Consider the following 16268-nt stretch of genomic DNA (forward strand, 5'->3'; position numbering starts at 1 on the left):
GGATTTTTTTGGTTCATCCTGCACTTATTGTAGGTGAAACAAATCTAAAAGACACTTTAAGACTCGCTAACACAAATCTAAAATCCCAAATTGATTGACCCAATATTAAGAGTTTAGCGTTGTATAACATTTTTTCGCGATGTCTACGACGGGCTACGCCTACGCTGCGTACCAAAATTGCCTTCTAAGGCTTTATGAGGGCAGTATGTATCGTGTGGCGTCGATTTGGAGGCAGATAGAATAGCTAGCTGCTAACAAGACGAGAGATTTTCATTATTTAGTAGGCAACAGAAATTACTGTAACTACACAATCCACAGTACTAACTATGCCCTATGTCTGCTTATTCAATTGATACTGCCTTAGCGGAGTTAGAGAGCCTTGTCAATAATTGTGAACAGGCTGTGATGAGGTCTATTGAGGAAAAAAAAATGAAGTCAGATAAGCCAAATAAATCAGTGTCAACCAATAAAATCAACAGACAATTACAACACAATCCTATCGCCATCGTTGGTATGGCTTCTCTATTACCTAAAGCTAGAAATTTACGAGAATACTGGCAAAATATTGTAAACAAAATTGACTGTATTACTGATGTTCCTTCCACTCACTGGAGCGTGGAAGATTATTACGATCCGAATCCCAGAACTACTGAAGATAAAACCTACTGTAAAAGAGGCGGGTTTCTTCCAGAGGTTGATTTTAACCCGATGGAATTCGGTATACCACCCAGCATTTTAGAAGTCACAGATGTATCGCAACTATTAAGCTTAGTGGTTGCGAAAGAGGCAATGGAAGATGCAGGTTATGGCGAAAAACGTGATTTTAACCGCGAAATGGTTGGGGTAATCTTAGGCGTGGCTATGGCCAAGCAATTAGGAATGCCACTTTCAGCCAGGTTGGAATATCCGATTTGGGAAAAAGCGCTCAAAAGCAGTGGTTTATCTGACGAAGATACCCAAAAAATCGTTGAAAAAATCAAAAGCGCTTACGTTAAATGGGATGAGAACGCTTTTCCTGGAATGTTAGCTAACGTAGTCGCGGGTAGAATTGCCAATCGCCTAAATTTTGGCGGGATGAATTGTGTAGTTGATGCCGCTTGTGCTAGTTCCTTCGGTGCTTTAAAAATGGCAATTAGTGAGCTAGTTGAGCATCGTTCTGACATGATGCTAACTGGTGGTGTTGATACCGATAACACCATCATGGCTTACATCTCTTTCAGTAAAACGCCAGCAGTTTCTCCCAGTGAGAGTGTTAAACCTTTCGATGCAAAATCTGATGGGATGATGCTGGGTGAAGGTATTGGGATGATTGTCCTCAAACGGTTAGAAGATGCGGAACGGGACAACGATAAAATATATGCCGTAATTAAAGGTATTGGTACTTCCAGCGATGGGCGCTACAAGAGCATTTATGCTCCCCGCAAAGAAGGTCAAGTTAAAGCCTTAGAACGTGCTTATGAAGATGCTGGCTTCTCTCCCGCAACTGTTGGTTTGATGGAAGCACATGGCACTGGTACAATGGCTGGAGATCCGACAGAATTCGGTTCTTTAAAAGACTTCTTTGATGTACATGATGATAAAAAGCAGCACATCGCTTTGGGTAGTGTGAAATCACAAATCGGACACACAAAAGCGGCTGCGGGTGCGGCGAGTTTGATTAAAACTGCTTTGGCTTTACATCACAAAGTATTACCGCCGACAATTAACATTACCGAGCCGAACCCCAAACTCAACATTAAAAATTCATCCTTTTATTTGAATACCGAAACCAGACCTTGGATTCGTCCAGAAGGGGAAGCGCCAAGACGCGCGGGTGTAAGTTCCTTTGGCTTTGGCGGAACAAACTATCACGTCGTTTTGGAAGAATATGAAGCCGACCAAAATGAGGCTTACCGCTTACACAGTGGTGCTAGTGAAGTGCTGTTGTTTGCTCCCACGGTAGAGGAATTGTTGAGCAAATCGGAAGAGATTTTAGGTAAGTTGCGTTCACGAAGTGACTCCGCAGGAGTATCGCCTGAAGCACGTACACATTACGCACAATTAGTTAATGAGTGCAAATCACAACAAATTCCCCTCTCTGCTCCCCGGTTTGGGTTTGTCGCTGAGAATCTAGAAGAAGCTTGCAAGTTTCTGCAAACTAGCATTGATTGGCTGAAACTCAAAGGTTCAGCAGCATCTTGGGAGCATCCCCAAGGGATTTATTACCGCGCCTCTGGTATGGAGTTGGGCGGAAAAGTTGTCTCTCTATTTTCTGGTCAAGGTTCGCAATACCTGGAGATGGGACGCGAACTGGTGATGAATTTTCCTTTGATGCGCCGTCTGCATGGTTATATGGATAGCCTGTTGCTCAAAGATAATTTGCAGCCGCTTTCAGAAATCGTTTTCCCTCATCCTGTGTTTGGAGAGGCAGAAAAGAATGTCCAAATTGCTGCCTTGCAACGCACAGAATACGCTCAACCAGCCATTGGGGTATTGAGTGCAGGGATGTACAGCATACTGCAACAAGCTGGGTTTAAGTCAGATTTTGTGGCGGGACATAGCTTCGGTGAACTAACAGCGCTATGGGCTGCGGGGGTTTTGAGTACGGAAGATTACCTGTTCTTAGTGAAAGCTAGGGGTCAGGCAATGGCTGCACCCGAAGATCCTGATCATGATGCGGGTAGTATGCTGGCTGTCAAAGAAGATATCAGCAAAGTGGAAGCAGTGCTGAAGCATTTTCCGCAAGTTGCGATCGCTAATCAAAATTCTCCGACTCAATTTGTCTTGGCTGGGCCTACCGCAGAAATAGCGAAAGTCAGAGAGATTTTACACGAGAAAGGATATACAGCTGTATTGTTACCTGTTTCAGCAGCGTTCCATACACCGCTAATCGCCTTTGCTCAAAAATCCTTTGCGATCGCAACCAAGTCTGTCAAATTCCAAAGCCCCAAAATCCCTGTTTACAGCAACGTCACCAGTAAGCAGTATCCCAAAGAAGCCCAAGGTATTCAAAAGATTCTGGAAACGCACCTTTCCAACTCAGTGCTGTTTAAACAGGAAATTGAAAATATCTATGCGGAGGGTGGTACTTGCTTCGTGGAATTTGGGCCAAGGAGAATTCTGAGCAACTTGGTGAAAGAGATTCTTGGCGATCGCCCACATATTACCGTATCTTTGAACCCCAGCGCTCAAAAGAATAGCGATCGCTCTTTGCGAGAAGCAGTTGTGCAATTGCGAGTAATTGGTTTGGCTTTGAATAACCTCGATCCTTACCACCTTCCCCAAACTATCCCTCCAGTTGAGACGAAGAAGACATTAAATGTGCGTTTAAACGGCATCAACTACAGATCCGAAAAAACGAAAAATGCCTTCGCTCTTGCTTTGCAGGATGGACACAAAGTCACATTACCCGCTCCTGAATATTCTGAAGCGGCTCCTTTATTTAGCAGCCCGGGTGTAACTCCACCTGTAGCAGTGATAGAGACTAACGGACATAAAAAACTTACCCCAGCAATGAACGGTGTGACTGCTAGTATCATCACCCAGCCAGAGCAACAGATGAATCCTGTTACCCTGTCACAACCAGCCCAGGAATCTAAGATGCAACCAACACCAGAAAAACTTACAAATTACGAACAACTTTTAGCAAGTTTAGAATATCTCCTGACACAGTTCCAGGAAAATCAAGCCGAGAATTTACAAGTTCACGGTACTTATCTCAACCATCAAATGGAATACGCTAAAGCGTTTTTCCAACTAATGCAGCAGCAGAATTCCTTGTTGAGCGAAAGTAAATCAACAGCCGAAACTGCCAAAATGAAGCTAGTTGTCATGGAAAGCTTAGAGCGTAGCATGATGCAGTTTCATTCCCAACAAGGTGAAACTCTACGCATCCATGAGCAATATCTCCAAGAGCAACTGGAATATACTAAGAGCTTTTTCCAACTCATACAGCAAGAGTATTCTCAAATTATCTCAGGTGAGGGAGTAACTCAACTTACAGAGAAACTCAGCAATTTCACTCCGTTTACCACAGAAGCACCAGTACCCGCCACTACCAAGATAGTAGAAAGCCAGCCTTTGCCTGTCACTGAGCCTGTAGCTAAAAATGGCTTAAATGTTACCCAAGAACCTCTCCCGGCTGCTGTAGAGCCTGTAGTTGAAACTCCTGTATTCTCAGAGACACGAGCGATCGCGTCTCTACTTCCCACTCCGCACTTCGCCACTGTCGAGACAGTAGAGCCTGTAGTCGCGCCACCTGTCCCAGTTGTAGAACCTCAAGCCGAGGTTGTAGTCAAAATTAGCTCACCTCCAGTCAACGACGTTGTTGCATTCAAAGCAGAACCAGCACCCACAACTGCTGCACCTGTATCTGGCGCAACTATAGATATTGTTGACTTGGATAAAAATCTCTTAGCCATCACCAGCGACAAGACCGGCTACCCAGTCGAGATGCTGGAAATGGACATGGATATGGAGGCCGATTTAGGAATTGACTCCATCAAACGGGTGGAAATTCTGGGGGCACTACAAGAAATGTACCCCAGCCTACCCAAGCCCAACTTAGAAGAACTAGCAGAAAAACGCACCATCGGTCAAGTTGTCGAGTATCTGCAATCCCACGCTTCCCAAAGTGTTTCGGTAGAAATTGCAATTCACGAAGTACAACAAGTAACCGAGACTGCACCAGTAGTTGAGGTAGTTACTACACCGGAAGTAAGCGTAGTTGTTGCATTCACTCCAGAACCAGAACCTACTCCCGCTATAAGTGATGAATTTGCAAACTTAGGTGAAACCCTGTTAGCCATCACCAGCGATAAGACAGGTTATCCAGTGGAGATGCTGGAACTGGACATGGACATGGAAGCCGACTTGGGGATTGACTCGATTAAACGGGTAGAAATCTTAGGGGCGATGCAAGAAACGTACCCCAATTTACCCAAACCGAATATCGAAGAACTCGGCGATCTCCGCACCATTGGTCAAATAGTTGATTACCTACAGCAGTTGGCTGGAGGTGAAAAAAAAAAGTCTGAACCTGAGTTTGTCCAACAGCAGCCACCCCAATTAGAACATGAATTAGAGCATAATGTCCCGCGGCATCTCGTCAAACTCAAAAGCCTAGCACAGCCCGATTACTTGGATTTCACATTACCAGAGGGACACATCGGTTTAATCACCGATGATGGTTCCCTCACCACCTATAAATTAGCTGAATCCCTAATCGAGAAAGGCTGGAAAGTAGTAGTTATCAGCTTCCCCCAATCGCTCATCGCTCAACAAGCGCCCTTACCGACAGGAGTAACCCGCGTCACCTTAGCAAACTTGAGTGAAGAACATCTCCAACAACAATTGCAAGCGATCGCATCTCATTGTGGAGCGATTGGGGCCTTCATCCATCTCCATCCAATGTTTGTAGGAAATCACACCGGGAGTATTTCTTACAACGAATCAGAAAAGGCGATCGTCAAGCACGTATTTTTGATGGCGAAACACCTGAAACCCTCCCTCAACGAAGCCGCAAAGCATGGACGTAGTTGCTTCTGCACAGTTGCTCACCTGGATGGAGCCTTCGGTTTAGAGTACAAAGTCAACTTCGGTGCGATCGGCGCTGGTTTATTTGGATTAACCAAAACCCTCAAATGGGAATGGCCAAAAGTTTTCACTCGTGCGATCGACCTAAGCCCCAGACTTGATGCCAAACAGTCAGTACAAAATATCATCGCCGAACTTCACGACCCCAACCTTTATATAAGTGAAGTTGGCTACGGCTCACAAGGACGAGTCACCCTCATCGCCGATTAAAAAGTTGATTAACGCCGTGTGCAACTTTCTCTCGAACCTAACCCCCAACCCCTTCCCTACTAGCGTTGGGGAGTAAGAATCAAAGCCCGGTGTACACACAAGTCGAATTACCCCCCTTAATCCCCCCTTATAAAGGGGGGAAACATGAAATCTAGTTCCCTCCCCGTATGTATTGGGGAGGGTTAGGGTGGGGTAAAACCCTGATTAATCAGCTACTCTTCAGACTTGTGTGTACACGGTAGCCCTGTAGGGGAGAGGAATAGAAGCGGGGGTTTCAAAAATAAGTTACACATCAAACCCAATTTATGCAGGTATTCACGAGGATTTATGACACAAACAGCCCAGCTTAGTCCATCATCTGTCTTTGTCGTGAGCGGCGGTGCAAAAGGGATTACGGCTGAGTGTACTATCAGATTAGCCCAGCACCAACCCTGTAAATTTATCCTTCTCGGTCGTTCCGAACTATTAGAAACCGAGCCAGATTATGCTCAAAATTCTGATGACTCCGCATTGAAAAAATGCATCATGGAAAATCTTCTTTCTCAAGGAGAGAAGCCCACACCCATGAATGTGCAAAAGATATATAACAAAATTACCTCCAGTCGCGAAATTAAAAAGACTCTAGCAGCAATTGAAAAAACAGGAGCTAAAGCAGAATATATCAGCGTCGATGTCACAGATACGCAAGCCTTGCAAGAAAAACTTGCCACTGCTGTGCAACACCTCGGCCCAATTACCGGAATCATCCACGGGGCGGGAAACTTAGCCGATAAGTTAATTGAAAAGAAAACAGAACAGGATTTTGAAAAAGTTTACACTGCCAAAGTGCAAGGATTGGAAAATCTCCTTACTTGCGTTAATCCTAATCAACTTCAGCATTTAGTTTTGTTTTCTTCTGTAACAGGTTTTCATGGAAATATTGGGCAGTCTGATTATGCGATCGCAAATGAAATTCTGAATAAATCAGCCCATATATTTAAACAAACTTATCCCTCATGTCATGTAGTCGCGATCAACTGGGGCGCTTGGGATAGTGGGATGGTGACAGCAGAATTAAAGAAAGTGTTTCAAGAGCGAAACATCGAAATAATTCCCGTTGCAGTTGGGGCACAAATGCTCGTGAAAGAAATGGATAATTCCAATCACGCAACCGCACAAGTTGTTATTGGTAGTCCACTAATTCCACAAGCTACAGAGTTAGATTCAGAACTACGAACCTATCGTATCCGTCGCCAAATGACATTGGAGGCTAATCCATTTTTACACGATCATACTATTGCTGGTTATCCAGTTTTACCAGCAACTTGTGCAATGACATGGATGATAAATACCTGCGAACAACTTTATCCAGGTTACAAATTGTTCCATCACCAAAATTTTAAAATTTTGAAGGGGATTACTTTCAATGAATCCTTAGCAAAGGAACATATTTTAGAAATAGAAGAAATATCCAAGGTTAGCTTTGAAAACATCGAAGTTAAAGCAACAATCTTGAGTAAAAATCCCGAAGGAAAAACTCATTATCATTTTAGCGCTCAACTCAATCTCCAGCAAAAAATCCCCATTGCTTGCCCTTATGAATCAATTAATCTTGAAGAAGATAATATCATCACCACTAGAGGAAAAGCTTTTTATCAAAATGGAGGGGCTACATTATTTCATGGCCCTGCTTTTCAGCAAGTTACAAAAGTCTTAAACATCAGCCCGGAAAAAATCACTACAGAATGTCTTTGGCAAGAAATTAGCGACAAGCAACAAGGGCAATTTCCAGTGCAATGGATCAATCCTTATACGATTGACTTGAGTATGCATGCGTTATGGATTTGGACACAGCACTTTCATCAAGAAGCTTGTTTACCTGGTAGGGTGGAAAAATATGAACAGTTTGTAGCTACACCACATAACAAACCTTTTTATGTTTCGTGTGAAGTAAAAGCAAAAACAGCAACTAGTGTAATTGCTGATTTTATCATCCATGACCGTCAAGGACAAATATATTCGCGGATGCTCGGTGCCCACGCAATTATTTGGTCGATGAAATTACTCAAAAGCTAATAATTTTCCAAAAATTGCCATTTCTACTTTGCGTTTTTATGTGAGCTTTTTCTTCACCACTCAACAGCTAAACTGCCTCTTTTAAAGTTTGGGGAACAGCGTAAATCCTGCCTGTTAATTATCTCTTGCCTAATACCCAAACATCGAGGATATCAGTAGTGGAAAAAATCGCCATTATCGGATTGTCATGTCTATTTCCAGATGCTAAAAACCCTGAAGAATTTTGGCAGAATATTGTTACTGAAAAAGATTCAAAGTCATCTGCGACTGTCGAAGAAATTGGAGTAGATGCAACAATTTTTCACCATCCAGTTAAAGGCACACCAGATAAAACCTATTCTCTCAAAGGCGGATACATCCGTAACTTTCAGTTTGACCCTGGTGAATACAATCTACCATCAGAAATTGTTGGTGGTTTAGATAATACCTTTAAATGGTCGTTGTATGCTGCTAAACAAGCAATTGTGAATAGTGGTTATTGGGGTAATCAAACTGTTCTCTCAAAATGTGGTGTAATTTTAGGTAATCTTTCGCTGCCGACAAAATTATCTAATCAATTATTCTCTCCAATTTACCAGCAAGCTATTACCCCGGCTGTCAGGGAACTTTTGCAGGATGAAGACTTTGATTTAGCTACTCTCCCAACTGCAACTAAAGCATCTTTGTACAATGCCCTGATATCTGGCTTACCAGCATCTATCATTGCTCAAGCTTTATCTTTATCCCAGATTAATTTATGTCTGGATGCTGCTTGTGCGTCATCATTTTATGCTATTAAACTAGCATCTCATTACTTATGGTCGCATAAAGCTGATGTGATGTTAGCTGGAGCCATCAGTTGTGCAGATTCCCTGTTCGTGCGGATGTTATTTTCCGGTGTTCAAGGGTATCCAGAAAATGGTATCAGCCTTCCCTTAGATAAATCCTCTAGAGGGCTAATTCCCGCCGATGGTGTTGGGATGGTAATGCTAAAGAGATATTCTGATGCCGTTAGAGATGGCGATAATATTCTCGCTACTATCTGCGGTAATGGACTCTCGAATGATGGCAAAGGTAAACATTTACTGAGTCCGAATCCTAAAGGGCAAGTTTTAGCTTTTGAACGAGCCTATAATGAGGCGAAATTTAGTCCCAAAAGCATCGATTATTTAGAGTGTCACGCCACCGGCACATTGTTAGGAGATACAACCGAGTTTAACTCCATAGAAACATTCTTTGGTCAAAATCAAGCTGTGCCTCTGGTGGGTTCTGCCAAAGCAAATACAGGTCATTTGCTAACTGCTGCTGGTATGGTTGGCTTGACTAAAGTGATTTTGAGTATGTCTTATGGTGTAATTCCAGCAACCATGAACGTTTCCGATCCTTTAACGTCAGAAAAAGGTGCAATTTCCGCCGATAAAATTGTTAGAACAGCTACAGCATGGCCGAATAATAACACACCAATTAAACGGGCAGCTATTAGCGCTTTTGGATTTGGTGGCACTAATTCTCATCTGATTTTAGAACAAGGAAATACAACAGAATCAGTTGAATCAACACCACCTGTTCCACCTACCAAAATTGCCATTGTCGGCATGGATGCCTTTTTTGGTAACTGCAATGGTTTGGATGCTTTTGAACGCAGTATTTATGATGGAACACAGCATTTTACTTCTCTACCGCCTCAAAGATGGCATGGGATAGAAAATCAAGAAAGTATTCTGAAGGAGTACGGTTTAACAGATGGAAAAGCGCCAGTTGGGGCATATATCAAGGATTTTGAAATCGATACTTTATCGTGCAAAATCCCACCGAATGAAATCGAGAAATTAAATCCACAACAATTGTTGCTCCTCAAGGTTAGCGATCGCGCCGTCAAAGATGCGAAACTACAGGAGGGTGGCAATGTGGCTGTGATTGTCGCCGCCGAGACAGAATTTTCCGTACATCAGCTACAGCAAAGATGGAATCTATCTTGGCAAGTTAAGGATGGCTTACTCAACCAAGGAATTTCTCTACCTGCTGAACAGCTTTCCCAACTGGAAACCATTGTTAAAGATAGCATTCACCAGCCAGTAGAAATCGGCGAATATGTCAGCCACATCGCCAACATCATGGCGAGTCGGATTTCTGCTTTATGGAACTTCACTGGCCCTGCATTCACCGTCAGCGCTGGCGAAAATTCTGCCCTCAAAGCCTTGGAAATTGCCCAAATGCTACTCGCTACTGGAGAAGTTGATGCGGTGGTTGTGGGTGCAGTAGATTTAGCCGGTGGTGTGGAAAATGTCTTATTCCGCAGCCAATTTGCCCCAATTAATACGGGTGTGAATACGTTGGGCTATGACCAACAAGCTAATGGCTGGACAGTTGGCGAAGGCGCGGGTGCTGTTGTCCTCAAGTGCTACGAAGCTGCTAAAGAAGACAATGAACGCATCTATGCAGTAATTGATGCTATGAGTTTCGCACAAGGTAATTCTACTTTGAGTGATGCTTTGGTAAAACCTGATGCTTCAGCTATCAGTGATGTCTGCAAACAAGCTTTCGAGATGGCGGAGATTCAACCCACAGAGGTTAACTATGTGGAAGTCTTCGGTAGCGGCGTTCCCCAGGAGGATGAAGCCGAAATCACAGGTTTGCTGCAAGCTTATCCGAAAGTGGGCAATGGTTTGCACTGTGCATTAGGTAGCGTCAAAGCTAATATCGGACACACCTATACAGCATCGGGAATTGCTAGCTTAATCAAAACCGCTCTCTGTCTTTATTACAGGTATATTCCCGCCACCCCGAAATGGTCTGGTGTCAAAACACCGCAAGTATGGGAAGGTAGCCCCTTCTATGTAGCGATGGAGTCAAGACCTTGGTTTGTCGATAAAGGCAGCACACGCAGAGTAGCAGCAATTAATAGCATGGCTATAGATGGGAGTTATGCCCATTTAATCTTATCGGAGGAACCCAGCCAAGAGGAGCGCGACAACAGATATTTGCAACAAATGCCTTTTCATCTGTTTCCCATCGCAGTTAGCGATCGCACCACTATCCCCGATCTTCTCAACAATCTCCAAAATACCATAGAAGCGAGTTCTTCTTTAGCAGCTACCGCCAGCCAAGCATTCGCTACTTTTCAACAACATTCTAATCCAAAATACGTCTTATCAATTACAGGACGTAACACAAAAGATTTACTCAAAGAAATTGAATCTGCCCGCAAAGGTATAAGTAATGCCTTTGAAAACGGCACAGATTGGCAAACACCTTTAGGTAGTTATTTCACAGCAAAACCATTGGGTAAAACTGGAGCAGTTGCTTACGTTTACCCCGCAGCAGTCAATTCTTATATTGGCATTGGTCGCAGCGTCTTCCGCTTATTTCCGAAAGTTTTTGAGGATTTAAAAAGTAACAACCTCTACAATCGGGCTGCCGATGTTGAAAAGCTGGTTTATCCCAGAAGTTTACCTAAATTGACAACCAGGCAACTAGAAACTCTCGAAAAGCAATTGTTAGATGATTCACTGGCAATGTTTGAAAGTGAAATCGCCTTTGCTAGATACATGACGGCAATTTTTCGAGATGATTTTCAAGTCAAGCCGCAATCTGTATTTGGGTATAGCTTGGGTGAAACTAGTATGATGGTTGCCCAAGGAGTTTGGAGTAATTTTGAGGGCGGAAGTAACACCTTAAACTCATCACCTCTATTTGGCGATAAGTTATCTGGGCCAAAAAATGCTGTACGTGAATATTGGGGATTAACCGATTCACCAAACAACAATCTTTGGAATACTTATGTTCTTATGGCTACTCCATCGCAAGTTAGAGAATGCCTCAAACATGAGAATCGCGTCTACTTAACTCAAATCAACACACCAGAAGAAGTATTAATTGCTGGTGACGATGCCGCCTGTAAGCGAGTGATTGAAACTCTAGGCTGCAATGCCTTCCCCGCTCCCTTCGACCATGTGATACATTGTGAAACGATGCGATCGCAGTACGAGGAAATCAAGAAGGTAAACACCTTACCATCGCAAAATCTCCCTGGTATTGTGTTTTACTCAGCCGCCGATTATCAACCAATTACACTTGATAGCGATACCATTGCCCACAACATCGCCAAAGGATTGTGCCAAGAACTTGATTTTCCGCAATTAGTTAATCGTGTCTACGGTGATGGAGTCAAAATATTTCTAGAAGCCGGTGCAGGTAATGTCTGTTCGCGATGGATTGATAAAATTCTTGGAAACCAAGAACATATCACAGTCTCTCTAAATCGTAGAGGCATGGATGACCATGCTGCAATGGTCAAAGCATTAGCAAAACTACTTAGTCATCAGGTGAACGTAGATTTATCACCGTTGTACAACAAAGCTCAAGGAACTGCTAATCAAAATAAAGCAACATTGAGAACAGTTACCTTGGGTGGGAAAGCGATCGCTGCTACAATTTTGAGTGATGAAAATCGTAAACTTGTTGAAGATTTCGCTGGGGATCTTAGGAGCGATCGCTTCAAAATACAGCATCCAAAGATACCTAATCTCCAGCAATCTGAAATCACAGATTATCTTAACACTTCCAACAAAATAACCCAAGAAGAAAATTACTCTCCTAATATCTTGCCTCAGCCAGAAGAAGTAAAACCGAAAAATATCATTGATAACGTTTTTCAAACGAGAGAACAATTACAATCTTCTGAGTCAAGCGCAATTGGGCAGCAAATTTCTCTTTCTTCGCCACCTGTCATCACTAAAAAAATTAGTAGCATCATCAGCATGTTCGATTTAAATAAGACCCAGTATCAAAAGCTCAATGCGAATAATTCAAAGATAACTAAAGCACACACCGCCTTCTTACAAGCTAGACAAGATTACAGTCAACAAATGAGCGAAATCATTCAATTGCAACTAGCTTGCGCCCAAAATTTGCTTAACGACGAATCTTGATAATTTTAAATGTAGGCTCTTCTCAATATGGTTCAGTTAAGATCCCCCCGCCTACGGCGACCCCCTTAAAAAGGGGGTAAATAAGAAAAATAGCTTCTTTAAGGAGTTAAAAAAGGAAAATAGCTTCTTTAAGGAGTTAAAAAAGGAAAATAGCCCCCCTTTTTAAGGGGGGTTGGGGGGATCTCCAAGCGATAAACAACTTAACCGAAGCGTATTGAAACTTTTTCCAAGAGTTTACACCCTTCACCCTTCAATTTTAATCATCCATTGTTTGTATAATCTGAGGGATAACTACCGTGACAACCGTAGATACGGTACTAAGTAAACACGATAATGGTCTTAACTTCTCCGCTTGGTCATATAACAAAAACCAAGTTTGGAAAGGTTCATTAGAAACTGTATCTTTTGAGAAAAAAACCATCAAAGATAAATTGATGGTGTTAAATAAACCCTGCTACATCGTGAAAGTTGCCGGAAAAATCGGTGTCACTAATGAGGGTTATTTATCCCCAGGTGATAATGGCACAACAGCACAAGTAGAACTGCTAACATTTGCAGCCCCAATCCGCATTCAACAATTTGGAGATCCGAATTTTCTCTCCTCTCATGGAGTAAAATATGCCTACGTTACTGGCGCAATGGCTGGCGGAATTGCTTCTGAAGAAATGGTCATTGCACTCGGAAAAGAGCAAATTTTAAGTTCCTTTGGTGCAGGTGGTTTAACTCCAGAACGTTTGGAAGCAGCCATAAATCGCATTCAACAAGCCTTACCTCAAGGGCCTTATGCATTTAATTTGATTCACAGCCCGAATGAACCTGCGAGTGAACGCCGCGCTGTAGATTTATATCTCAAATATCAAGTGAGAACAGTAGAAGCCTCTGCATTTCTCGACTTGACCGCCAACATTGTTTATTACCGTGTTGCTGGATTGGGGTTGAATAACGCCAATCAAATTGAAATCAAAAATAAAATCATTGCCAAAATTTCTCGTCGAGAAGTTGCTACTAAATTTCTCCAACCAGCACCAGCGAGAATAATCAAAGAACTTCTGGAACAAGGGTTAATTACTGAGTTACAAGCAACCCTAGCAGCCAAAGTTCCGATGGCTGATGATATTACCGTCGAGGCTGATTCTGGAGGACATACAGATAACCGTCCCCTGGTTTGTGTGTTACCTTCTATTATTGCCTTGCGGGATGAAATTCAAGCCCAATATCATTACCAAACACCGATTAGAATCGGCGTTGCAGGGGGAATTGGCACACCACAATCAGCATTAGCAGCTTTCATGATGGGTGCTGCTTATATAATGACTGGTTCCATTAATCAATCATGCATTGAATCTGGGGCTTGTGAACATACCAAAAAGTTATTAGCCCAAGCAGAAATGGCTGATATGATAATGGCTCCAGCAGCCGATATGTTTGAAATGGGAGTCAAATTGCAAGTTCTCAAACGGGGTACAATGTTCCCCATGCGAGCGCAGAAATTATTTGAACTCTATCGCGCTTATGATTCCATTGAAAGCATCCCCCTTGCAGAAAGAGAGAAATTAGAAAAGCAAGTTTTTCGCAAAACTATTGCTGAAGTATGGGAAGGAACTGCGGCTTATTTGTCCCAAAAGAATCCTGAGAAACTTGGGAAAGCAGTCAATAATCCTAAACTGAAAATGGCGTTGATTTTCCGTTGGTATCTCGGATTATCTTCTCGCTGGTCTAGTTCTGGTGAAAAAGGTAGAGAAGTCGATTATCAAATTTGGTGTGGCCCGGCAATGGGCGGTTTCAATGACTGGGTACGTGGTTCCTACCTGTCTGAACCAAATAATCGTGGTGTAGTTGATGTTGCTAATCAAATTATGACTGGTGCAGCCTTTTTGTACCGCGTCCAAAATTTGAAAATTCAAGGGTTGCAAGCTTCCGATTATTACAGTCAATATCACCCTGTTCGTTCTACATCCTTATTGGAGATTTAAAAATGACTATAAAACAGTCTTTCACAGCAGACGATATTCAAATATTTTTGATATCTAACTTAGCTAAGTTGCTAGGAGTTGCAACTGATGAAATAGATGTCAAAGAACATTTAGAAAACTATGGCTTGGATTCAGCCCAAGCAATGATTCTAGTCAGTAACTTAGAAAAGTTGCTCGGATTTCAACCATCTCCATTGCTGCTGTGGCATTACCCAAATATTGAAGCTCTTTCACAGCGTTTAGCTGAAGAAGTGCAAGATGGTTCACCAGTTCAAGATACAAAGGTAGTAGCCTCTAATGCCAATACTGCACCCTCTGTTCTAGATTTAGGTGCTGAGGCTGTTCTTGACCCTACCATCCATCCTGGTGCTGCATCTAATGTATTTGTGGGTGAACCCAAGAACATCTTTTTAACTGGAGGAACAGGCTTTTTAGGAGCTTTTATCATCCGGGAATTGCTACAAGAAACTAATGCGGATATCTATTGCTTAGTGCGTGCTGCTAATGCCCAAGAAGGTAAAAGCAAACTCCAAAAAAATCTGGAGCAGTATGCAATTTGGCAGGAAGAATTTAACTCCAGAATTATTCCGATTGTCGGTGATTTATCTCAGCCTTTGTTAGGTATTGGTTCGGAACAGTTTCAAATTTTAGCTGCCAATATTGATACTATTTATCATAGTGCTGCTTTATTGAATTATGTTTTCCCATATTCAGCATTGAAGGCAGCCAATGTTTTAGGCACTCAAGAAGTTTTGAGATTGGCTTGTCAAATTAAAGTCAAGCCTGTACATTACGTTTCTAGTGTTGCTGTTTTTGAATCCACTGCTTATGCTGGTAAGGTTGTTAAAGAGCAGGACGATTTCAATCATTGGGAAGGTATTTATCTTGGTTATTCTCAAACAAAATGGGTAGCCGAAAAGTTAGTTAAAATTGCTCGTGACCGTGGACTTCCTGTAACTATCCATAGACCACCACTGATTTCCGGTGATAGCAAAACAGGTATTTGTAACACACATGACTTTATCAATTTGATGACCAAGGGCTGTCTACAAATGGGATATTTCCCTGATGTAGATTATATGTTGGATATGTCACCTGTTGACTATGTAAGTAAAGCGATCGTTTATCTATCACGCCAAAAAGAATCCATAGGTAAAGCTTTCAATTTACAACATCCCCAACCTGCCTCTTTGAGAATGCTAGTTGAGTGGATACGCTCTTTTGGTTATTCAGTTGAAATGATTCCTTACGAAAAATGGCAATCAGAGTTAATCAATAATGTCACTTCTGCTGACAATCCTTTATACACTCTGCGACCATTTTTGCTGGAACGTTGGTCTGATGAACAACTGACTATTCCTGATTTGTATTTACAAGCTAGAAGACCTCATATTAGTTGCCAAGACACTCTTCATGCACTAGCAGGTAGTTCTATTGCTTGTCCTCCTATTGACTCTCAATTGTTTATGACTTATACCGCCTACTTGATTCAAAGCGGCTTCTTGAATCTCGCTTAGTAATTCACAACTTGCGTAGTGGAGCAGCA

At 42.4% G+C, this 16268-nt stretch carries 5 protein-coding genes; all 5 read left to right on the top strand.

Features of this window, described 5'->3' with window-relative positions; genetic code table 11:
- The first annotated feature begins 333 nt into the window (after window positions 1-333).
- The 5 genes from HWQ39_RS07660 (at window position 334) to HWQ39_RS07680 (ending at window position 16239) form a co-directional block, all read left to right on the top strand.
- A complete protein-coding gene (locus HWQ39_RS07660; RefSeq protein ID WP_292843200.1) occupies window positions 334-5784 on the top strand; it encodes a type I polyketide synthase in 5451 nt (1816 codons plus the stop codon).
- A 327-nt stretch (window positions 5785-6111) separates the two neighbouring features.
- A complete protein-coding gene (locus tag HWQ39_RS07665) occupies window positions 6112-7839 on the top strand; it encodes an SDR family NAD(P)-dependent oxidoreductase (protein WP_292843202.1) in 1728 nt (575 codons plus the stop codon).
- Window positions 7840-7997: 158 nt separating this feature from the next.
- Window positions 7998-12749 (top strand): PfaB family protein, encoded by a 4752-nt coding sequence (locus HWQ39_RS07670; protein WP_292843204.1) that lies wholly within the window; start codon window positions 7998-8000, stop codon window positions 12747-12749.
- 296 nt (window positions 12750-13045) lie between these two features.
- Complete coding sequence (locus HWQ39_RS07675; protein WP_292843206.1) at window positions 13046-14722, top strand: PfaD family polyunsaturated fatty acid/polyketide biosynthesis protein; 1677 nt, start codon at window positions 13046-13048, stop codon at window positions 14720-14722.
- Window positions 14723-14724: 2 nt separating this feature from the next.
- Window positions 14725-16239, top strand: coding sequence for a thioester reductase domain-containing protein (locus HWQ39_RS07680; protein WP_292843208.1), 1515 nt, complete (start codon window positions 14725-14727; stop codon window positions 16237-16239).
- Window positions 16240-16268 lie beyond the last annotated feature (29 nt).

This window comes from Nostoc sp. NMS8, from assembly GCF_017115045.1.
GTDB lineage: Bacteria > Cyanobacteriota > Cyanobacteriia > Cyanobacteriales > Nostocaceae > Nostoc.